The sequence below is a fragment of the Pseudomonas farsensis genome, from assembly GCF_014268805.2.
GTDB lineage: Bacteria > Pseudomonadota > Gammaproteobacteria > Pseudomonadales > Pseudomonadaceae > Aquipseudomonas > Aquipseudomonas farsensis.
The window spans coordinates 1,449,559-1,468,584 of sequence record NZ_JABWRF020000001.1 but is presented as its reverse complement, the minus strand read 5'-3'; the positions used below and the strand labels follow the sequence as shown (position 1 = coordinate 1,468,584).

The following is a 19,026-nucleotide window of genomic DNA, read 5'->3' as shown; positions in this document are numbered from 1 at the left end:
GTTCCTGGGCAATCAAAGTGGATTGGGCTGCCATGGTAGCGTGCATTGGCGGCGGGTGCTGGCCGCGCAAGGTTTTCAGCGGCAGGCCATGCCGTTATCCTTTATGGCCCCTAAGCAGATTTTGCAGGATGGCGCCCATGGTCAGGCCCCTTTTGCTGCTGACGGCAGCCTTGACAATGAGTACTGCGCCGCAGGCTCAACAGATGCAACGCCAGTTGGGCGATTACGATCTCAAACTCGGCACCAGTTCCTCGCGCAGCATGGCCCAAGGGCTGATTTCGCCGAGCGCCACGGGCGCCTTCCATGGTGGCCTGGATGTCAGTCACGCCAGTGGCTGGTACGTGGGCCAATACGCCCCGAGCATGGGGTTGTCGCCTGCCTCGACGCTGCGCCTGGACAGCTACATGGGCTACAAGCGGCGCTTTCACGACAGCCTGGGCCTTGAGGCCGGGTTGATTCATTACAGCCAGCCGACTCTGGCGGGCAACGACAGCTACGCCCTGTATGGCGGGGTTTCGGTGCTGGGCAGCCGTTTTGGTGGGGCCTGGCGCGACAACCCGGACAACCGCACCGGTACTTTGTTTGCCAACCTTGGGCGGTTGCCGCTGCTGGGGCTCGACCTGACCGTCAAGCTTGCCCATCACCAGCTCGGCACGCCCTACACCATCGGCGATGGTAGCCAGGTAGACACATTCAACGACTGGACCTTGCAGTTGTCACGGCCTTGGCAGGGCATTGACCTGGATTTGATCTACAGCAGCTCTGACTTGCAAGGCGGCGGCTGTGCGGCATATTCCGGCATCAATACCTATTGCGAGGGCATGCTGACGCTCAAGGCGCAGCGGAGCTTTTTCTGAGGGTAGTTCTCAGGATCCGTACCGATAGACACCCACTACTACTGCAAGCCCCAAGGCGAACGGCATCAACAATGCAGCGCGGCTCTGCCTGGACTGTATCTGCAGTCACATTGGCAATCTCTCAAAGGCTGCTTGCCAGTTGTTCCAATTCCTCCCCGGCCAACCGGTAGCGAATCCATTCCGGTTGCGCTTTTGCACCGATTAACTCGTAGAACTTTATGGCAGGCGTATTCCAGTCCAGGACGCTCCACTCCAGACGCCCACAGCCTTTTTCCACGGCCAAGCTGGCCAGATGCTTCAGCAGCGCTTTGCCTGCCCCCAAGCCCCTGTGCTGGTTAGAGACATACAGATCCTCTAGATACATGCATTGGCGTCCTATCCACGTGGAATAGCTCAGAAAGTACAGTGCGAAGCCCACCGGCTCCTCACCCTGCATGCATATCAGGGCCTTTGCCGGGGAGGCCTCATTGCTTAGGTCGCGTTCGATATCCGCTACGTCAGCCGTTACCTCATGCTCAGCATTTTCGTACCGAGCAAGCTCGGTGATGAAACGCAAAATCAGTTTTGAATCGCTGGCGGTGGCAGGTCGAATATGTAGACTCATAAAAAATCCTTCTGAGGGAGGAATGTCCATTGAATGGTTCGATCCGGGAACACCCGCCGCGATAGAGATGCCTGGCTGAGAACCCCGCGACAGCGTCAGATCAGGCACCACACCCGCGCTTGGCGCTTTTTTTCAGCAAAGCCTTCACCCGCGCGGCCGCGCGCTGCACGGTGGCCATTTTTTCGGGGCGCTTCATGCCGCGCCATTTGCGGATTTCCTCACGGGTGCGGCCGCAGCTCACGCACAGCTCGCTGTTGAGCTGGCATAGCGACACGCAGGGGTTTTCGATGTCTTTGGCCATGGTCGTTCCTGTCGAGGGCGGGCATCATACCGCAGGCCAAGCGCAAACTTTCAGCCTTCCCCTAAACTCCACATGCAGATGGCCGTTACCTGACTGTGCACTCACAGTGCCTTGTTCGCTGGCGCTTGCAACCCGAAACCACCCGGAACCCCCGATGAATGCCATTGCGCAACCCACCGTTGAACTGCCTCTGAGCAAGCGCCTGAAGGCCGGTTCCAGCAGTGACCACGACAGCGTCGACAACCTGGTCATGGCCGCGCGCCCGTTCGCAAGCCTTCAGCGCTACGGCTGCTTTCTGCGTGTGCAGCACGCCTTCCATGGCGCCATCGACGCCCTGTACCAGCAGACGCCACTGAACCTGCTGCTGCCGGGCCTGCGCGACTTGCCCCGCTATCAGGCTGTATGCGCCGACCTGGCAGACCTCGGCCTTGAAGTACCGGCCAAGCCTGCGCCTGTGGCGCCAGCCGATGCCTGGCACGCCATCGGCTGGTTGTACTGCAGCGAAGGCTCGAACCTGGGGGCCGCGTTTCTGTTCAAGCAAAGCCAGCTGATTGGCCTGAGCGAGACCCACGGCGCCCGCCACCTGGCTGCACACCCCGAGGGCCGAGCCTTGCACTGGCGCCATTTCGTCGCGCTGCTGGACGGGCTGGCTCTGGACGACAGGCAGAACCAAGCCGCCATCCAGGGCGCTCGGGACGCTTTTGATTTTTACCGCCAGGCACTCGCTCAGAACTTCTGATGCAATTGCGCCAGGCGGCGCAGTATCGCCAGCACCTGCCCTTGCTCAATCATCGCGGCCCAGTGGCCATCGCAAAAACGTTCTCCACGCTTGCAATAGGTCAGCAGCCCGCGTAGCTGCGCCAGGTCCATGTGGGCAATGGCCTGAGGGTCGTCGCGCAGGGCATTGCCGGCCTGGATGCTGTAGTTGACATCGGTCCAGCACGGGCGGTCGAGTACGGCAAAGAATGCCTGCACCAACGGCACATAGAGCGGCCACGGATTATCGCCGCGCACCTCGCTGGCCTTGATAGCGACGCCGCCTGGGTACAACAGGGGCAGATAGCCAAGCAACTCGTCCACCTCTGCCGGCCCCGGCCATGCCGCATCGGCCTGCGCCGAACTGTTGAACAGCTTGGTCATTCGCGCCCCGCTCCCCTTAGAAATCGACCGTTGCCGACAATTGCAACGACCGCGGATAACCTGGCGAGATCGCCCCGTACGAAGCCACCCCCGACCAGTACTCATGGTCCAGCACGTTCTGCACCGTGGCCCGGAAGGTAGTTGGGCGGCCTTCGATACGCGTCGCGTAGCGCGCCCCCACATCGAAGCGCGTCCAGGCATCGAGCGACTGCGTATTGGCCTGGTCGACGTACTGCCGGGCAGTGTATATCGCCCCGCCCGTCAGGGTGAAACCGTTCAACCATGGTGTGTCCCACTCACCCCACAGATTGGCCTGGGCCTGCGGCACACCCACCGGTTTGTTGCCCTTGTTGGCGGCCTTGGCCGAATCGGTCAAGGTGCCGTCAAGCGCAGTCACTCCGCCCATCAACCTCACACCAGGCGTCACTTCGCCGAACATGCTCAGTTCGACACCACGGTTGCGCTGCTTGGCTTGCACCGAGAACAGGTTGTCCGCCCCCACCTCACCACTGGGTTTCTCGATCTGGAACAGCGCCAGGGTGGTCATGAAGGTGTCGCGCTCGAACTTCACCCCCAGCTCGTGCTGGCGGGTCTCATAGGGGGCGAAGGACAGGCCGCCATTGTCGGCCGTAGCCGGCGCGATATCACCTTTGCTCAGGCCTTCGACATAGTTGTAGTAAAGCGAGACGTTATCCCAGGGTTTGACCACGACACCGACAACCGGGGTGATGGCACTGTCCTTGTAGCGGGTGGATGTGGCGGGCGTGGCGCCATAGTTGCGCGATTCGATTTGCTGGCGGCGCAGGCCCAGGGTCAGTTGCGCGCGGTCATCCAGCACAGACAGCGTATCGGTGAGCGCGACACCGGAAAGCTCCGATTCTGAAACCCGCAGCACTTTTGGTGCACTCAGGTACTGCTGCGGCGTGTCAACCGGATGGTAGATATTCGACAGCACGTCCGTGCCGGTGGTAATGCCGCGTGACAGCTCATCCTGATACCGCGTAGCCATGGCTGTAACCGTATGGTTTACCGGCCCCGTCTCGAACAAGCTGCGCAGGCCAACGTCCACCGTGGAGCGGTCAACGTTGAACTTGTAATAGCCCGGCTTGTTGCTGGTATTACCCGCCGCATCGAGGATTCTGGGCACCTGGTCGGACAACCGTGCCACGTCTGCGCGCCCGCCGCCGGCATGGGCGAACACCGTCAGCGAATCGCTCACATCGTATTCGCCGCCCAGCAGCGCCGACTGCTCGCGGGTACGCGACCAGCCCCAGCTCTGTGGCAGGTTGGTGCGCCCGTTGGGGGCATCAGGCACGCCGAAGCCAGGGGCAACGGCGAATGGCCGTGAAGCGCCATCCCAGTGCTCCTTCTGGCTGATGAAATCAAGGTTCAGGCGCAGGCGTTCGCCTTGGTAGTCCAAAGCGATGGCGCCGATGTCCAGCTCACGCTTCTGCTCGTCGATGGCGGTGTCGCCCTGGGCAAGGCTGCCATTGAAACGCACGCCCCACTGGCGGTCTTCACCGAAGCGGCGGCTGATATCAACGTGTCCGCCGGTCTGGCTGGCAGAGCTGTAGCTGGCGGTCAGGCGGGTCAGGTCCTCGGCCAACGGGCGCTTGGGCACGATATTGATCACCCCGCCCACGCCGCTGTTGGGCGAGATGCCGTACATCAGCGCGCCCGGCCCCTTGAGCACTTCGACGCGCTCGGCATATTCGGTGAATACCCGATAGTTCGGCGCCACCCCGTACACACCATCGAAAGCCAGCTCGCCAAGGTTGCCCTCGCCCACCGGGAAGCCGCGAATGAAGAACGAGTCGACGATGCCGCCGGTCTGCCCGGTTGAGCGCACCGATGGGTCACGTTCCAGGGCGTCGGCCACAGTCACGGTCTGCAGGTCGGCGAGGGTCTTGGCGGTGTAGCTGGTGACACTGAACGGGGTGTCCATCACATCCTTGTTGCCGAGCATGCCCAGGCGCCCGCCCCGCGCCACCTGGCCGCCGGCGAACTCAGCGGGCAGGCTGTCCTGTCGCTGCGTGCTGGCCTCGATGTTGGTGGCGTCCAGGGTAATGCCATCTCCCACTTGCGGTCGCATCAATTGGTAGCTGCCATCGCTGCGCTCGACCAGTTGCAGCCCGCTGCCCATGAGCAGTTGCTGCATGCCGCTGGCTGGCGAATAAGCGCCGTCAAGGCCAGGGCTGTGCAGGCCATCGGTCAGCGCCGGGTCGAACGACAGGGCAACGCCTGAAGCTACGGCAAAGCTTGCCAGCGCGTGGCCGAGCGGGCCGGGGGCGATGGTGTAGTTGCGCACAGCTACGGTGTCCAGAGGCTGGGCCAGCAGCAACGGGCTGGTGCCACCTGCCACCAGGGCAATGCTGAGCACCAAGGCGGTGCGACGTCTTGCAACAGGCATGACTGAAGGGTCCTTTAAGCCGGAATAAGGGGTTTTCACACCTGTTGCCAGCCGAGCCCGAAAAAAGTATCAGCCCTGACGCCATTTATTTTCGCCGCCACCCTCAGCGCGCGGAAACCAGCGTCCAATAACCGCCCATGTGCTGCTCCACGCTCAGCCCGTAGGTGGCCGCCAGCATGCCCAGCGTCTGCTGGCGATCAGCAACCGGGAACGCACCGGACACCCGCACGCCGGCAACCTGCGGGGCGCAGCGGATAACGCCGCGGTGGTAGCGCGAGAGTTCGCCGAGCACCTGGTCAAGGCGCATGCGGTCGGCCAGCAGCATGCCTTGGGTCCAGGCGCTGAGGCTGTCGTCTGTGGGCTGCAACACGCCCACGGTGTGCGCATCAAAGTCGGCACGCTCACCGGCGCGGACCACCTGAAACGCACCCTCGCCAACGGCGCCTGGCTCGATACGCACAGCACCTTCAAGCACCGCAAGGTAGGTGCGCCCTTCACGCTCGCGCACTGTGAAACGCGTACCCAACGCCTGCACACGGCCTTCGGCAGTGCCCACGCGCAGTGGCCGTTGCAGGTTGTCGGCGCCGCTCTGCACCAGAATTTCCCCGCGCAGCAGGTGGATATAGCGCTGGGCCGCGTCGTAACGCACATCGATTGCCGAGTCGGTATTCAGATACACCCGTGTGCCGTCCGCCAGCGTCAATTGCCGGCGCTCGCCAACAGTGGTGCGGTAATCGGCCGCCCACCCCTGCTGCTGATACTGACGCCAGCCCAGCCAGCCCGTAGGCGCCAGCGCCAGCAACAGTGCCAGGCGCGTGATCGCCGCTCGCCGAGCGGGGTCAGCCGGGCGCTCAAGGGCCGACAGCGCAAGCTCTGGCGGCAGCCCTCCAAGCTTGCCCAGCAAGCGCTCGGCACGTTGCCAGGCACGCTCACGCTCGGGGCTGCTGGCGCGCCAACTGGCCAACCCGGCCTGCTCGGCCTCACTGACCTCGCCTGCGCTCAGGCACATCAGCCACTCAGCGGCTTCTTCCAACGCCTGGGTATCCGGCGCCTGCCGGGCAATGGGGCGCATTTAATCGAGCAACTGCAGGCACTGAAGAAAGGCCTGCTTCATGTAGCGTTTGACGGTGATCAGCGAGACATCAAGCTGGTCGGCAATGGCCTGGTACTTCATGCCACTGAGCTGCGACAGCAAAAACGTACGCCGCACCAGCGGCGGCAAGGTATCGAGCATCGCGTCGAGTTCATGCAGCGTTTCAAGAATGATCAGCCGGGTTTCCGGCGACGGTGCTTCGGGGGCCGGCAGTTGCACAATGGCAGCCAGATAGGCGCGCTCAAGGGATTTACGCTTGCACCAATTGGCCAGAATCCCGCCAGCGACGCAACTAAGGTAGGCGCGTGGCTCCTCGAACACATCCACCTTCGAGGCAAGAATGCGGGCGAAGGTGTCTTGGGCAAGGTCCGCCGCATCCATGGCGTTGCCCAGCCGCCTGCGCAACTTGGCGTACAGCCAGCCATGGTGGCCGCTATAGAGTTGTTCGACGCTACGCACGTGGTTGCCGCTGACGGGCAGCACTTCGCTCATGGGGCGATGCTTTCTGCAAGTGAGAATTGTTACCAATGTTAATTGAGCAGCCGAGCACTGCGCAACCCGCAAATGCGCGCCCGCCTGCCCCTCTATTAATCCCGCAATCAACCCATGCAGCCCACGATTGATCGCATCCGCGCATCAATTGATGAAAAAACAACGATTATCCCCAGCCCTGCTTTGGTCGAGAATCCAGGTAACAAGCACTTACAAATTTTAAAAAACGCTGGAGATCCACCATGAGTCTGCCTTCACATCCGGTGCCCCAGGGCAAATCCAAAGCCGGGATGGTGTTCCGGGTTACGTCCGGTAACTTCCTTGAACAGTTCGACTTCTTCCTGTTCGGCTTCTACGCCACCTACATCGCGGCTGCCTTCTTCCCTGCCGCCAACGAATTCGCCTCACTGATGATGACCTTCGCCGTATTCGGCGCAGGCTTCCTGATGCGCCCACTGGGCGCCGTGCTGCTGGGGGCGTACATCGATGACGTCGGCCGGCGCAAAGGCCTGATCGTCACCCTGGCGATCATGGCCAGCGGTACTTTACTCATCGTGCTGGTACCTGGTTACAACACCATCGGCCTGTGGGCCCCTGCACTGGTGCTGATCGGGCGCCTGCTGCAAGGTTTCTCGGCCGGCGCCGAGCTTGGCGGTGTGTCGGTCTACCTGGCTGAAATGGCCACGCCGGGCCGCAAGGGCTTCTACGCAAGCTGGCAGTCCGCCAGCCAACAGGTCGCCATCGTGGTCGCCGCAGGCCTTGGTTTTGCCCTGAACCAGTGGCTCTCCACCGCCGAAATTGCCGACTGGGGCTGGCGCGTGCCGTTCGCCATTGGCTGCCTGATCATCCCAATGATCTTCATCCTGCGCCGTAACCTGCAGGAAACCGAAGAGTTCACGGCCCGCAAGCACCGCCCAAGCATGAAAGAAGTGATGGCAACCTTGCTCAGCAACGCCGGCATTGTGCTGCTGGGCATGCTGATGGTGGCCATGACCACCACCGCTTTCTACATGATCACCGTGTACGCACCTACCTTCGGCAAGACCGTGCTGCAACTGAGCACCAGCGATGCGCTGATCGTGACCCTGCTGGTGGGTGTATCGAACTTCATCTGGCTGCCAATCGGCGGCGCCCTGAGCGACCGTTACGGCCGTAAAACGCTGCTGGTGGCCATGTCGGCGCTGACCCTGCTCACTGCCTACCCTGCGTTGTCGTTCCTGGCCCAGGCGCCAAGCTTTGCGCACATGCTCGAAGTGCTGCTGTGGTTCTCGCTGCTGTACGGCCTGTACAACGGCGCGATGATCCCGGCGCTGACCGAAATCATGCCGGTCGAGGTGCGTGTGGCTGGCTTCTCCCTGGCCTACAGCCTGGCGACCGCTGTCTTCGGCGGCTTCACCCCGGCGATCTCCACCTGGTTGATCCACGAGACCGGCGACAAAGCCGCCCCCGCCTACTGGATGATGTTCGCAGCGCTGTGTGCCTGCACCGCCACGCTGGTGATGTACCGCCACTTGGCTACGCGTGCGCCAGTTACTGCCCAGGCATGACGCCACTGCCCCGTTACACTCAGATTTGGAAGTAGCCCTATGAAAGTATCGTTCAAGCCAGTACTGGCCCTTGCGCTTGCCGCCTGCTGCAGCCTGACCCAGGCCGCCGACCTGACTGTCATGACCTCCGGCGGCTTCACCGCCGCCTACCAGCGCCTCGGCCCGCAATACGCCGCCAAGAGCGGCGACACCTTGACCACCGTGCTCGGCCCCTCGATGGGCAAGGCACCCCAGGCCATCCCCAATCGCCTGGCCCGGGGCGAGCACGCCGACGTGGTCATCATGGTTGGCTACGCCCTCGATGAGCTGATCAAGCAAGGCAAGGTTGACCCGGCTTCACGGGTTGAACTGGCCGACTCGCGCATCGGCATGGTGGTCAAGCAAGGCGCGCCCAAGCCTGCCATCGCCACCGCCGCGCAGTTCAAGCAAACGCTGCTGGCCGCCAAATCGGTGGCCTACTCCGACAGCGCCAGCGGCGTGTACGTGGAAAACGAGCTGTACAAAAAGCTTGGCATCCAGCCGCAAATGGCCCCCAAGAGCACCATGGTAGAGCGCCTGCCTGTGGCAGAGCAGGTTGCCAAGGGTGAGTACCAGATCGGCTTGCAACAGGTGGCCGAGCTGCTGCCAGTGCCGGGCGTGACCTTCGTTGGAAAAATCCCCGAAGAGCTGCAATCGGTGACCCGCTTCGCTGCCGGCATCCCTGTCGGCGCCGAGCACCCGGCTGAGGCCAGGCAACTGCTTGACTACCTCGCCTCCCCTGGCGCCCAGGCAGATGTGCGCGCCAGCGGCCTGGACTCAGTTGCGCGCTAAGGTCCCGGGCAGTTCGCGAATCAACCGCTCCATTTCCAGCGCCGCCGGTGTCAATGTACGCCCGCGGCGCTTGAGCAAGCCCATCTGCCGCCGCACTTCGGGTTCCACCAAGGCCACTTGGGTCAATACCGGATGCGCAGCCCCCGGCATCGCAATCGACGGCACCGCCGCCACCCCCAACCCTGCCTCGATCAGCCCCAGCACGGTAGTCACATGCCGCGCTTCACACACGCTCTCGCGCCCCGCCGACACACCACTCAACGCCCTGTCGAGCACAAGCCGGTTGCCTGACGAGCGACCCAGGGTGATGTAGGCATGCTGGTAAACCTGCGCCCACGTCACGCAGGCCTCCTGCGCCAGCGGGTGATCCTTGCGGCAGGCCATCACGTAGCGCTCTTCGAGCAGCGGGCTGAACTCGATTTCCGGAGCCAGGTTGCCGGTAAAGCTCAAGCCGAAATCGGCCTCGCCCGAGGCTACCGTAGCGGCCACTTCGTTGGCCGAGGCGTCGAACAGGTGGATCTTGATGCGCGGGTATTGGCTGTGAAAGCTGCGAATGGCATCGGGCATGAAGTAGTACGCAGCCGACGGCACGCAGGCGATGGTCAGGCTGCCGGTACGCAGTGCACCGCCATCCCCGACGCTGAGCAGCGCCAGGTCCAGGTCGTCGAGCAGGCGCTCGACCTGGGGCAGGAACGAGCGGCCGACGTTGGTCAGGGAGACTTTTCGGGTGGTGCGTTCCAGCAGCTTGACGCCAAGCGCCGACTCAAGCTTCTCGATACGCCGGCTTAGCGCCGACTGGGTAATGCGAATGGCATCGGCGGCACGCCGAAAGCTGCCCTGCTCGACCACGGCGCGGAAGGCTTGCAGGTCGTTGAGGTCGAAGTTGATGCTCACCTGGGGGTGGCTCCGCTGGTTTGATCGAAAATATGCATCAATGGTATTTCGAATAGGCCAGCGGGGCCAGTGTGCTCGGGCGTGCCGCGCACCCAACGCTTTATTTGATAAACCGCACCTGGCTGTTGATCTTCTCGATCACCGCACCTTTACGTTCATTGAAACGGGCCTTGTTCTGCTCGAACAGGTTGTTCCCCTTGGTATCGATCGAGATGATCAGCGGCCCGAACTCGCGCACCCGGTTCACCCAGAGGGTTTCCGGCATGCCCAGGTCTTGCCATTCGGCCCGCTCGATCTCTTCCACCTGGGTGGCCGCCAACACCGCACACCCTCCCGGAAACACCGCATGCACGGCTTTGTTTTCCAAGCAGCCGGTGGTGGTTTCCGGGCCCATGCCTCCTTTGCCAACAATCAGTTTGACGCCGGTCTGCTCGATGAACTGTTTCTCGAACTTTTCCATGCGCATGCTGGTGGTCGGGCCGATGGAGACCATCTCGAAGCTGCCATCGTCCTTCTTGCGCACGATCGGCCCGGCATGGAAGATCGCCCCGCCGCGCAAGTCGACGGGTAACTCGCGCCCCAGCTCGATCAAGCGCCGGTGGGCGACGTCACGGCAGGTCACCAACTGCCCGGTGAGATACACCACATCACCCACATTGAGGTCGGCCAGGTCTTCGTCGCTGATTGGAGTGTTGATGATCTTTTTCACAGGACTACACCTTCATGGGAGAGGATGTCATAGGAGAGATCGGCATTGATGCGGATCTTGCCGCGTCGGTGCGCCCAGCAACCGGTGGACACCGCTACGCCGATGGTCGAAGGGTGCCGCGCCGAGGACTCGATGTTCACACCCATGACGCTGCTGTTGCCGGTCAGGCCCTGCGGGCCGATCCCGATCTCATTGAGGCCGTCTTCGAGCAGCTTCTCCATCATGGCCGCGCTTTCGTTGGGGTGGGCCGAGTCCACCGGGCGCAGGATGGCTTTCTTCGACAGCCGCGCTGCGGTTTCCACCGAGGTCGAGACACCCACCCCGACCAGCAAAGGTGGGCAAGCATTGACCCCGCGCGAGGTAATCACATCGAACACGAACTCGGTCACCCCCTCATAGCCTTGCCCCGGCATCAGCACCTTGGCCGAGCCCGGCAAGGTGCAACCGCCACCGGCCATGTACACATCGACGATGGCGTAGTCGGCATCGGGGATGATCTCCCAGTCCAGCCAGGGGATTTTCGAGCCGGTGTTGGTACCGGTGTTCTTCTCGATGAAAGTTTCCACGGCGTTATGGCGCAGCGGGCCCTGAATGGTCGCTTCCTTGGTGGCGTCCTCAAGGATGCCTTCCATCTCACCGAGCAGCGGAAAACGCGCACCGGCCGAGATGAAGTACTGGATCACCCCGGTGTCCTGGCAACTGGGGCGGTTGAGCTTGTCAGCGTACTCCTGGTTATCGGCCATGGAGTCGTATACGGCGATCGCCAACGGGTTGGTTTCAGCTGCGCGCAGCTTGGCAGTTTTTTCTTTGACGTCCTTGGGCAGGCGCTTGCCGATATAAGCCGTAAACTTGGCCAGTACATCAGTGAGCGTTGCTACGGCGGCTTCTTTATCCAGGGTGCTATCCACGGTGTTGTCTCCTCTTTGCATCACAAGGCTTTGGTCAGGCGTTTCGGGGAAAGATCACGGCGCTCACAGGCGCTTCGGGTTCTGGCTCAGACTGCGGATCGTCCGGCACTTGGCCGTCGAGCACCTGGGTCATGCGGTGCTGGTCAAGGGCGCCGACCCAGCGGGCGATGGCCACAGTGCCGACGGCGTTGCCAATGGTGTTGGTGATGGCGCGTGCCTCTGACATGAAGCGGTCAACCCCAAGCAGCAGGACCATGCCCGCCACCGGAATGTTGTCCATGGTCGCGAGGGTCGCGGCCAAGGTGATGAAGCCTGAACCTGTAACGCCAGCCGAGCCCTTGGAGGTGAGCAGCAGCACCCCGAGCACGATCAGTTGGTCCATCAAGGTCAGCGGGGTGTTGGTGGCCTGGGCAATGAAGATCGCGGCCATGGTGTAGTAGATGCACTGCCCGTCGGGGTTGAAAGTCAGCCCTGAGGGGATCACCAAACCAACTACAGGCTTGGATACACCGACGCGCTCAAGCTTGGTCATCAACTGCGGCACGACCGATTCGGACGAACTGGTACCCAGCACCGTGAACAGCTCTTCCTTGAGGTACTTGAGCAGCTTCCACAGACTGAACCCCGAAAGCCGCGCAATGAACCCGAGCACGATGACCACGAACAGGAAGCAGGTCAGGTACATGGTTGCCATCAACTTGCCCAGCGACACGATAGAGCCCAGGCCGTACTTGCCCACGGTGAACGCCATGGCGCCACAAGCCGCCAGCGGTGCCAGGCGCATGACCATGCCAACGATGTGGAACATGCCGTGGGAGAAGGATTCAAGTACATCCACCACCGGCTTGCCACGTGGCCCAAGGTGCGCCAAGGCAATACCGAACAGGCTGGAGAACAGCAGGATCTGCAGAATTTCGTTTTTGGCGAAGGCGTCGGTGACACTGGCCGGAATCAGGTGCAGCATGAAGTCGGTGAAACTGCCAGTGCCGCCTGCCGCAGCGCTTGTGTAGGTGGCAATGCTCTTGGCATCAAGAGTCGCCGGGTCGACATTCATGCCCTGCCCCGGCTGCACCAGGTTGACGACCACAAGGCCCAGTACCAAGGCGAAGGTGGACAGCACTTCGAAGTAAATCAGCGCACGCGAGCCAACACGGCCCAACTCCTTCATGTTTTCCATGCGCGCAATGCCCAGCACCACGGTGGCAAAGATCACCGGGGCGAAGACCATCTTGATCAGCTTGATGAAGGCATCGCCCAACGGCTTGAGGTCGGTTGCGAACTGGGGCCAGAGCACCCCGAGCAGAATGCCCAGGGTCACCCCGATGAGCACTTGTACATACAGTTTTCCAAGGTATCGCTTGGCCATTGCCGTCTCCGAATTATTGTTGTGAGTCGGATTGATTGGCGTCTGGGCAGCCCCGGCAGGCAGCTGGTTAGCCCAGTTTTTTTGTGGTTAATCACGCCAGGCAACGGTAATGGTTTTTCCAGAAAGCTGTAATACAATCGAATTCACATCATTAGTTCCCTGGAGTTACCAATGAACCCGGTCTCGGAACTGGCTTTCTTTGCCCAGCTGGTGCGCCTAGGGAGCCTGGCGGCCACCGCGCGCGAACTGAATCTCACCCCGCCTGCGGTTTCCAAGCGCCTGGCGCAGCTGGAACAACGCCTGGGTGTACGGCTGCTCAACCGCACCACGCGCAGCATCAGCCTGACCGCCGAAGGCGAGACCTACCTGGTCAACGCCCGGCGCATCCTCGAGGAAATTGCCGAGCTTGAGCGCCAGGTGTCCAGCAGCCGGGCCGAGCCCAAGGGGCTGCTGCGGGTCAATGCACCGCTGGGCTTTGGCCGCACCCATGTGGCACCGGCCATTGCCTCGTTCGCCCGGCGCCATCCGCAGGTCGAAGTGCAGTTGCACCTGACCGACCGGCCGATCAACCTGCCCGACGATGCCATCGATGTCGCCATCCGCTTTGGCGAGCTGCCTGACTCGCGCCTGATTGCCCGCCGTATCGCCGTCAACCGCAGGCGGCTATGCGCAAGCCCGGATTACCTGGCCGCCTGCGGTACGCCACAGGCCCCCAAAGACCTGGCACAGCACAACTGCATCGTGCTGCGCCAGAACGATGCAGCCTTCGGCCTGTGGCGTTTCGCCCGCGGCAAGCAGAGCGAGTCGGTAAAGGTGCATGGCCGGCTGAGTACAAACGATGGCGAGGTGGCGTTGAACTGGGCGCTGGATGGCCAGGGCATTCTTATGCGCGCCGAATGGAATCTGGCAGAACACCTGCGCAGTGGGCGGCTGATAGAGGTATTGAAGGACTACGACACACCGCCTGCGGATATCTATGCGGTGTATCTGGAACGGCTGAACTTGTCGGCGAAGGTATCGTTTTTCATCGAACACCTGCGCGCGTTCTTCAGCCAAGGGGCCGATTGGCCGCAGGTGTAAGCAGCGGCCACTGGCCGCCCTCAATTGCGCAAGGGCCCCAGCCCGTTCCACAAGCGCTGGGGGTTCTATAACAAGCTGCGTTCAGTCGACGATGAACAACTTGGCGCCGCTCGCCGTCGAAGAGCGATGCGCCTCGGCATTGTCGGCCACCTGATAGCTCATGCCTGCGGTGAGCGTGAACTGCCGGCCATCATCAAGCTCGGTGTCCAGTTGGCCCTCAAGGCACAGCAGGATATGCCCCTTGCTGCACCAGTGGTCAGCGAGATATCCAGCGCTGTATTGCACCTGGCGCACACGCACAGCGCCAAACTGGCAAGTCCGCCAATGGGCCACGCCTTGCTCGCCGGGGTGCTCGGTGCGTTCGATCTGCGACCAGTCGGTGATACCGAACGGGATGGCGTTGATTTCCATGGTTGCCTCATGCAATGACAGGTGGCCAAACGTACCCACACCCCACTGCCGGCAACAGATACAGAGCGCTCGTTTTTACGCCATACACCCTGCACGCGCAGGCTAGCGAAACGCTTTCCAGTTTTGCAGAACAGGGTGTGGAGCGCACCCGAAAGCTGGCTCGGCAAAGCAAACCAGAACAGGGCTGTAGTGATCGTACTCTCACGCGGATTGCGGGCATTTTGCCATTATCTGACACCCCACTCTCGCCCAAACATCTGTTGACAACCCCGAGATAGAGCGGCCACCATCCCGCCCCTCTTTATGCGATGGATTATCATTAGCATTACTATTATTGCTAATGAGTACGCCTTATCGAACAATCAGGAGTCAATGGATGTCCGCTCGCTTCACTCCCCTCGCTGTCAACGTTCGCCAAGCCGCACTGGCAATCGGCCTTTCTGGATCGCTGCTAGGCAGCGCTTGGGCAGCGCCCGTCAGCTACAGCATCCCGGCGGGCTCGCTGGCAACGGCCATCAACGCGTTCGCCAAGGCCAGCGGCGTCGTCGTCAGCTTCAGCAGCGAGGATAGCGCCGGCCTGCACAGCGAAGGACTGCAGGGGAGCTTCGAGCCCGAACAGGGCCTGGCGCAACTGCTACAAGGCACCGGCCTGCAGGCCCAGCAAGCCGCCGAAAACCACTATTTGCTGGCCCGCCCCAGCAGTGGCGCAGCCTTGGAGCTGGGCGCAACTACGGTCTCCAGCGTGCAACTGGGCGCCACCACCGAGGGCACCGGCAGCTACACCACAGGCTCGGCCAGCACCGCTACCGGGCTGCGGCTCTCGGCGCGTGAAACCCCGCAGTCGGTCAGCGTGGTAACCCGTCAGCAGATCGAAGACCAGAACCTCACCAACGTTACCCAGGTGCTGGAGCAAACCCCGGGCGTGGTGGTCGACAGCATGGGCCCGGCCGGCAGTGACGCCAACCACATCTACGTACGGGGCTTCGAGGTAAACAGCATTCAGGTCGACGGCATCAACCGGCCCACTAGCTTTGGCGCCAAGGACGACCTCGCCGACATGGCAACCTATGACCGCGTCGAGGTGGTGCGCGGCGCAACAGGGCTGATGTCCGGCACCGGTGACCCAGGCGCTACCGTCAACCTGATCCGCAAGAAACCAACCTTCGAGACCCAGCGCAAGCTAACCCTTCAGGCGGGTTCCTGGGACAGCTACCGCACCGAGTTGGACGTCTCCGGCAAATTGTCGGAAAGCGGTCACGTACGTGGCCGCCTGGTCGCCTCGACCACCGACAATAAAAGCCATGTCGACCGCCAGAGCCTGGAACAGCAGGTGGGCTACGGTGTGGTCGAATGGGACCTTACCGACAGCACACTGCTGACGGTGGGTGCCGAATACCAGGAAATGGACAACCAGGGCGCTGGCAACCACGGCTTCCCGATGTTCAATACCGACGGCAGCCACTTCAGGCCTTCGCGCTCATTCAACTCGGCCGCAGACTGGAGTTACCACAAGCGCCGCACCAAGACGCTGTTCACCACCCTGGAGCAGCAACTGGACGATGGCTGGCAGCTCAAGCTTAGCGCCGAGCATAACCGGCGCAGCTATGACGATGCGTTTGCCACTGCGGCCGAAGGCACGGTCAACCCCGATGGCAGCGGCATCAACACCTGGACTGGCCGCTGGGCCGGCGCGCCTCGGCAGACCTCCTTCGACCTGTCGGCAAACGGCCCGTTCGAGCTGCTGTCGCGCGAGCACCAGCTCTACGTGGGCGCCAGCCACTACCGGTCCTACTACCGCAACGATGGGTTTGATTTGTGGACTAGGCAAAGCATCGACGACATCAACAACTGGGACGGCTCGCTGCCAATACCGGCCTCCATCTACGCGAAGACCACCAAGGACGCACTGGATGAAACCCAGGACGGCCTGGTGGCGTCGGTGCGCTGGAGCCTGGCCGACGACCTTTCGCTGATCACCGGGGCACGGGTCATCGACTGGCAACGGGACGAGTCACACTATCGTTACTCGACTGGAGAAACACAACGCACGTCGCGCAGCGAAACCGGCGTTGTCACGCCTTACCTGGGGCTGGTGTATGACATTGACGACAACTGGTCGGCCTATGCCAGCTACACCACTATCTTCAAGCCGCAGAGCAACAAAACCGCGGCCGGCAGCTACCTCGACCCGCTGGAAGGCGTGAACTACGAACTGGGCCTCAAGAGCGAGTTCTGGGACAAGCGCCTGACTGGCGCACTCAGTGTGTTCGAGGTGCATCAGGACAACCTGGCAGTCCCCGACGGCCTCCCGCCGGGGCCGAACGGCGAGCAGACCTACCGCTCGGAATCCGGCACGAAAACCCGTGGTTTCGAGATGGAAATGGCCGGGGAAATCATGCCGGGCTGGCAGGCTTCGGCCAGCTACACCTATGCCGAAGCCCGAGACGCCGATGACAAGCGCCTGCTCACCGAAGTCCCGCGCGACACGTTCAAGCTGTTCACCAGCTATCGCTTGCAATCGCTGCCGCAGTTGAAGGTTGGCGGTGGGGTGCGCTGGCAGGGCGCCGAGTCCTACAGAAACTCTGGGCCAAATAAAGAGACGTTTTACCAGGACGCCTACAGCATCGTCGACCTGATGGCGCAGTATGCGTTCACCCCGCAAACCAGCGTCTCGCTGAACCTCAACAACGCCCTGGACAAGACCTACTACACGGCAATTGGCGCGCGTGGTTGGTACGGCACCCCACGCAGTGCCACGGCTACGTTGGTCTACGCCTTCTAACCCAAGCCCGGCGCCCAGCAGCTGTGCAGCTGTGCGCCTCGGAAAAGCGTGATCCGTCGCTCGCCATGGGATATCTTGCCGTCCGCCCCTTGAGGGATCAGGCGAATAAAGCGGCGAAGACAGGATGGCGGCAATGCACCACACAATGGAACGTAGTTCGATAGCGGCCGCTGGCAAACGGCTGGCTCTTCTGGTGTTGATCGCCGTGGGCGCAGGCTTGGTCGGTTGCGCATCAAGCGGCTACGACCGTGGGGATGGCCTTGCCGGCACGGTGGGCCATAAAGTCGTGCGTACCTACTTCGCCACCGACCGGATGCTCACCCACGATCCGGACCCGCGCAAGATGTTCACCGAGGCAGGCAGCGAAATCAGCTACGGCGTATGCGAGGTCAGCATTCCGCCCGACCACGATGTCGGGCGCCTGGAGTCGCCTTCGGTATGGCGGCTCGAGTTCAAGGAAAACCCTGACCGGCATGTGGTGTTGCTCGACACCTGGGTCAAACCCAGGAACGAGTTCTACGCAGGCCTTGCCAATCGCGTTGCGCAAAGCCAGGGCAAGAACCTGCTGGTGTTCGTGCATGGCTACAACGTGTCGTTCGAAGATGCCGCGCGGCGCACCGCGCAAATGGCCAATGACCTCAATTTTGATGGCGCGCCGGTGTTCTACAGCTGGCCCTCGAAAGCCCGCGAGTCCCTGTACTTCGTCGACCGCCAGACGCTCGAGCGCTCCACGCCCCGGCTCAAGGCGTTTCTGGCCGATGTGTTCGCGCAATCGAATGCCGAGAACGTTTATATCGTGGCGCACAGCATGGGCAATCAGGGGCTGACCAAAGCCCTGGCCGAGCTGCGCGAAGAAGACCCCGGCATCAAGAGCAAGCTCAAGGAGCTGATCATCGCCGCCCCCGATATCGACACCGCCGTGTTCAAGGAGCAGATCGCCCCTGGCCTGGTGGCGGCAGCGCAAAATATCACGCTGTACGCGTCATCCCGGGATGTCACCATGACCCTGTCGCACTACTTCAATGGTGAGTACCGCCTGGGCGATACCCGAGGCGGGGTCCCCGTGATACCCGGCATCGAGACCATCGATGCCTCGAATGTGGACACTGACTTCTATGCCCATTCCTATGTGGGCAACAGCAAGTCGGTGGTGATGGACCTGTCGACGCTGATTCAGTCCCACGCAAGGGCCGCGCAGCGAGCCAAGCTGAAGGCGACGAAAGCCAAAGGCGGCAAGTACTGGACGTTCGAGCCCTGAGTGCTCAGGAAGTCAGCATGGGTATCAGCGCCGCAACGGCTGCACAAGCCTGGACTACCACAGTGGCCAGCAGCCATTTCGGCCACCTGCGGACCCACCAGTAGATAGCGTTGAGGATGAGCGTTACCAGGTTGGTGAGCCAAAGCACCACCAGCGCGAGGGCGCCCGACAGGTCGACCGGCGATGAACTGTTCATCTGCAGGGCGTAAAGCGCCAAGCCGAGCCCCAGGATCAACGCAGCAACCGAAAGGTAGCCAATACAACGGGTGAGCTGCAGTGCACTTGAAGGGTTCATGCGCACTGCTCGGCTTGAGGTGGCTGAGCGTGAAGCCCGACCTGATGATGCGGGCTTATGAGCAACAGG

General features: G+C 62.0%; 19 protein-coding genes. 7 read left to right on the top strand and 12 right to left on the bottom strand.

What is annotated here, in order from left to right; translation table 11 throughout:
* The first annotated feature begins 137 nt into the window (after nt 1-137).
* Nucleotides 138-857 carry a TorF family putative porin gene (locus HU719_RS06650; protein ID WP_186534962.1) on the top strand — a complete coding sequence of 240 codons (720 nt, stop codon included), beginning with the start codon at nt 138-140 and terminating at the stop codon, nt 855-857.
* 121 nt (nt 858-978) lie between these two features.
* On the opposite strand, the gene HU719_RS06645 is transcribed toward HU719_RS06650, so the two are convergent.
* Together HU719_RS06645 and HU719_RS06640 are read right to left on the bottom strand one after the other, a co-directional pair.
* Nucleotides 979-1,461: a GNAT family N-acetyltransferase gene (locus tag HU719_RS06645; protein ID WP_186517862.1), complete on the bottom strand. Its 483-nt coding sequence runs from the start codon at nt 1,459-1,461 to the stop codon at nt 979-981.
* 100 nt (nt 1,462-1,561) lie between these two features.
* Nucleotides 1,562-1,762, bottom strand: a complete 201-nt coding sequence (locus HU719_RS06640) for a DUF1289 domain-containing protein (protein ID WP_186517747.1) — start codon at nt 1,760-1,762, stop codon at nt 1,562-1,564.
* 154 nt (nt 1,763-1,916) lie between these two features.
* Between HU719_RS06640 and HU719_RS06635 the strand changes: the two genes are divergently transcribed.
* Complete coding sequence (locus HU719_RS06635) at nt 1,917-2,501, top strand: biliverdin-producing heme oxygenase (protein WP_186534963.1); 585 nt, start codon at nt 1,917-1,919, stop codon at nt 2,499-2,501.
* On the opposite strand, the gene HU719_RS06630 is transcribed toward HU719_RS06635, so the two are convergent.
* The 4 genes from HU719_RS06630 to HU719_RS06615 form a co-directional block, all read right to left on the bottom strand.
* The gene (locus tag HU719_RS06630; RefSeq protein ID WP_186534964.1) at nt 2,489-2,902 is read right to left on the bottom strand and encodes a DUF6508 domain-containing protein; all 414 of its coding nucleotides are present in this window, start codon (nt 2,900-2,902) and stop codon (nt 2,489-2,491) included. The genes HU719_RS06635 and HU719_RS06630 overlap by 13 nt on opposite strands.
* 16 nt (nt 2,903-2,918) lie before the next feature.
* Nucleotides 2,919-5,312, bottom strand: a complete 2,394-nt coding sequence (locus HU719_RS06625) for a TonB-dependent receptor (protein ID WP_225917117.1) — start codon at nt 5,310-5,312, stop codon at nt 2,919-2,921.
* A gap of 103 nt (nt 5,313-5,415) precedes the next feature.
* Nucleotides 5,416-6,384, bottom strand: a complete 969-nt coding sequence (locus HU719_RS06620; RefSeq protein WP_186534965.1) for a FecR domain-containing protein — start codon at nt 6,382-6,384, stop codon at nt 5,416-5,418.
* Nucleotides 6,385-6,897: a sigma-70 family RNA polymerase sigma factor gene (locus HU719_RS06615; protein WP_186534966.1), complete on the bottom strand. Its 513-nt coding sequence runs from the start codon at nt 6,895-6,897 to the stop codon at nt 6,385-6,387.
* Between the two features lie 242 nt (nt 6,898-7,139).
* On the opposite strand from HU719_RS06615, the gene HU719_RS06610 reads away from it, so the two are divergent.
* Together HU719_RS06610 and HU719_RS06605 are read left to right on the top strand one after the other, a co-directional pair.
* Entirely contained in the window at nt 7,140-8,444 is a 1,305-nt protein-coding gene (locus tag HU719_RS06610; protein WP_186517757.1) for an MFS transporter, read from the top strand.
* A gap of 39 nt (nt 8,445-8,483) precedes the next feature.
* A complete protein-coding gene (locus HU719_RS06605; RefSeq protein ID WP_186534967.1) occupies nt 8,484-9,254 on the top strand; it encodes a substrate-binding domain-containing protein in 771 nt (256 codons plus the stop codon).
* Here the strand turns inward: HU719_RS06605 and HU719_RS06600 are convergent.
* The 4 genes from HU719_RS06600 to HU719_RS06585 form a co-directional block, all read right to left on the bottom strand.
* Nucleotides 9,240-10,148, bottom strand: coding sequence for a LysR family transcriptional regulator (locus HU719_RS06600; protein ID WP_186534968.1), 909 nt, complete (start codon nt 10,146-10,148; stop codon nt 9,240-9,242). The genes HU719_RS06605 and HU719_RS06600 overlap by 15 nt on opposite strands.
* Before the next feature lie 100 nt (nt 10,149-10,248).
* Nucleotides 10,249-10,857 (bottom strand): L(+)-tartrate dehydratase subunit beta, encoded by a 609-nt coding sequence (ttdB, locus tag HU719_RS06595; RefSeq protein WP_186517763.1) that lies wholly within the window; start codon nt 10,855-10,857, stop codon nt 10,249-10,251.
* Entirely contained in the window at nt 10,854-11,753 is a 900-nt protein-coding gene (gene ttdA / locus HU719_RS06590) for a L(+)-tartrate dehydratase subunit alpha (RefSeq protein WP_186517866.1), read from the bottom strand. The genes ttdB and ttdA overlap by 4 nt, the downstream gene beginning before the upstream one ends.
* A 46-nt stretch (nt 11,754-11,799) precedes the next feature.
* On the bottom strand, nt 11,800-13,131 hold the full coding sequence (locus HU719_RS06585) for a dicarboxylate/amino acid:cation symporter (protein ID WP_186517765.1): 1,332 nt from the start codon (nt 13,129-13,131) through the stop codon (nt 11,800-11,802).
* A gap of 171 nt (nt 13,132-13,302) precedes the next feature.
* On the opposite strand from HU719_RS06585, the gene HU719_RS06580 reads away from it, so the two are divergent.
* Nucleotides 13,303-14,211 carry a LysR family transcriptional regulator gene (locus HU719_RS06580; protein WP_186517767.1) on the top strand — a complete coding sequence of 303 codons (909 nt, stop codon included), beginning with the start codon at nt 13,303-13,305 and terminating at the stop codon, nt 14,209-14,211.
* 81 nt (nt 14,212-14,292) lie between these two features.
* Here the strand turns inward: HU719_RS06580 and HU719_RS06575 are convergent, their stop codons facing one another.
* The gene (locus HU719_RS06575) at nt 14,293-14,622 is read right to left on the bottom strand and encodes a DHCW motif cupin fold protein (RefSeq protein ID WP_186517769.1); all 330 of its coding nucleotides are present in this window, start codon (nt 14,620-14,622) and stop codon (nt 14,293-14,295) included.
* A gap of 376 nt (nt 14,623-14,998) precedes the next feature.
* Here HU719_RS06575 and HU719_RS06570 point away from each other — a divergent pair, with 376 nt between their 5' ends.
* Nucleotides 14,999-17,404 (top strand): TonB-dependent siderophore receptor, encoded by a 2,406-nt coding sequence (locus HU719_RS06570; protein WP_186534969.1) that lies wholly within the window; start codon nt 14,999-15,001, stop codon nt 17,402-17,404.
* A gap of 133 nt (nt 17,405-17,537) precedes the next feature.
* Nucleotides 17,538-18,662 (top strand): alpha/beta hydrolase, encoded by a 1,125-nt coding sequence (locus HU719_RS06565; RefSeq protein WP_186534970.1) that lies wholly within the window; start codon nt 17,538-17,540, stop codon nt 18,660-18,662.
* Between the two features lie 4 nt (nt 18,663-18,666).
* Here the strand turns inward: HU719_RS06565 and HU719_RS06560 are convergent, their stop codons facing one another.
* Nucleotides 18,667-18,957 carry a hypothetical protein gene (locus tag HU719_RS06560; protein ID WP_186534971.1) on the bottom strand — a complete coding sequence of 97 codons (291 nt, stop codon included), beginning with the start codon at nt 18,955-18,957 and terminating at the stop codon, nt 18,667-18,669.
* Between the last annotated feature and the right edge of the window lie 69 nt (nt 18,958-19,026).

Excerpts from the sequence above, each read along its gene's own strand:
- HU719_RS06650 (WP_186534962.1), top strand. The coding sequence starts at position 138 with ATGGTCAGGCCCCTTTTGCTGCTGACGGCAGCCTTGACAATGAGTACT.
- HU719_RS06645 (WP_186517862.1), bottom strand. The coding sequence starts at position 1,461 with ATGAGTCTACATATTCGACCTGCCACCGCCAGCGATTCAAAACTGATT.
- HU719_RS06640 (WP_186517747.1), bottom strand. The coding sequence starts at position 1,762 with ATGGCCAAAGACATCGAAAACCCCTGCGTGTCGCTATGCCAGCTCAAC.
- HU719_RS06635 (WP_186534963.1), top strand. The coding sequence starts at position 1,917 with ATGAATGCCATTGCGCAACCCACCGTTGAACTGCCTCTGAGCAAGCGC.
- HU719_RS06630 (WP_186534964.1), bottom strand. The coding sequence starts at position 2,902 with ATGACCAAGCTGTTCAACAGTTCGGCGCAGGCCGATGCGGCATGGCCG.
- HU719_RS06625 (WP_225917117.1), bottom strand. The coding sequence starts at position 5,312 with ATGCCTGTTGCAAGACGTCGCACCGCCTTGGTGCTCAGCATTGCCCTG.
- HU719_RS06620 (WP_186534965.1), bottom strand. The coding sequence starts at position 6,384 with ATGCGCCCCATTGCCCGGCAGGCGCCGGATACCCAGGCGTTGGAAGAA.
- HU719_RS06615 (WP_186534966.1), bottom strand. The coding sequence starts at position 6,897 with ATGAGCGAAGTGCTGCCCGTCAGCGGCAACCACGTGCGTAGCGTCGAA.
- HU719_RS06610 (WP_186517757.1), top strand. The coding sequence starts at position 7,140 with ATGAGTCTGCCTTCACATCCGGTGCCCCAGGGCAAATCCAAAGCCGGG.
- HU719_RS06605 (WP_186534967.1), top strand. The coding sequence starts at position 8,484 with ATGAAAGTATCGTTCAAGCCAGTACTGGCCCTTGCGCTTGCCGCCTGC.
- HU719_RS06585 (WP_186517765.1), bottom strand. The coding sequence starts at position 13,131 with ATGGCCAAGCGATACCTTGGAAAACTGTATGTACAAGTGCTCATCGGG.
- HU719_RS06580 (WP_186517767.1), top strand. The coding sequence starts at position 13,303 with ATGAACCCGGTCTCGGAACTGGCTTTCTTTGCCCAGCTGGTGCGCCTA.
- HU719_RS06575 (WP_186517769.1), bottom strand. The coding sequence starts at position 14,622 with ATGGAAATCAACGCCATCCCGTTCGGTATCACCGACTGGTCGCAGATC.
- HU719_RS06570 (WP_186534969.1), top strand. The coding sequence starts at position 14,999 with ATGTCCGCTCGCTTCACTCCCCTCGCTGTCAACGTTCGCCAAGCCGCA.
- HU719_RS06565 (WP_186534970.1), top strand. The coding sequence starts at position 17,538 with ATGCACCACACAATGGAACGTAGTTCGATAGCGGCCGCTGGCAAACGG.
- HU719_RS06560 (WP_186534971.1), bottom strand. The coding sequence starts at position 18,957 with ATGAACCCTTCAAGTGCACTGCAGCTCACCCGTTGTATTGGCTACCTT.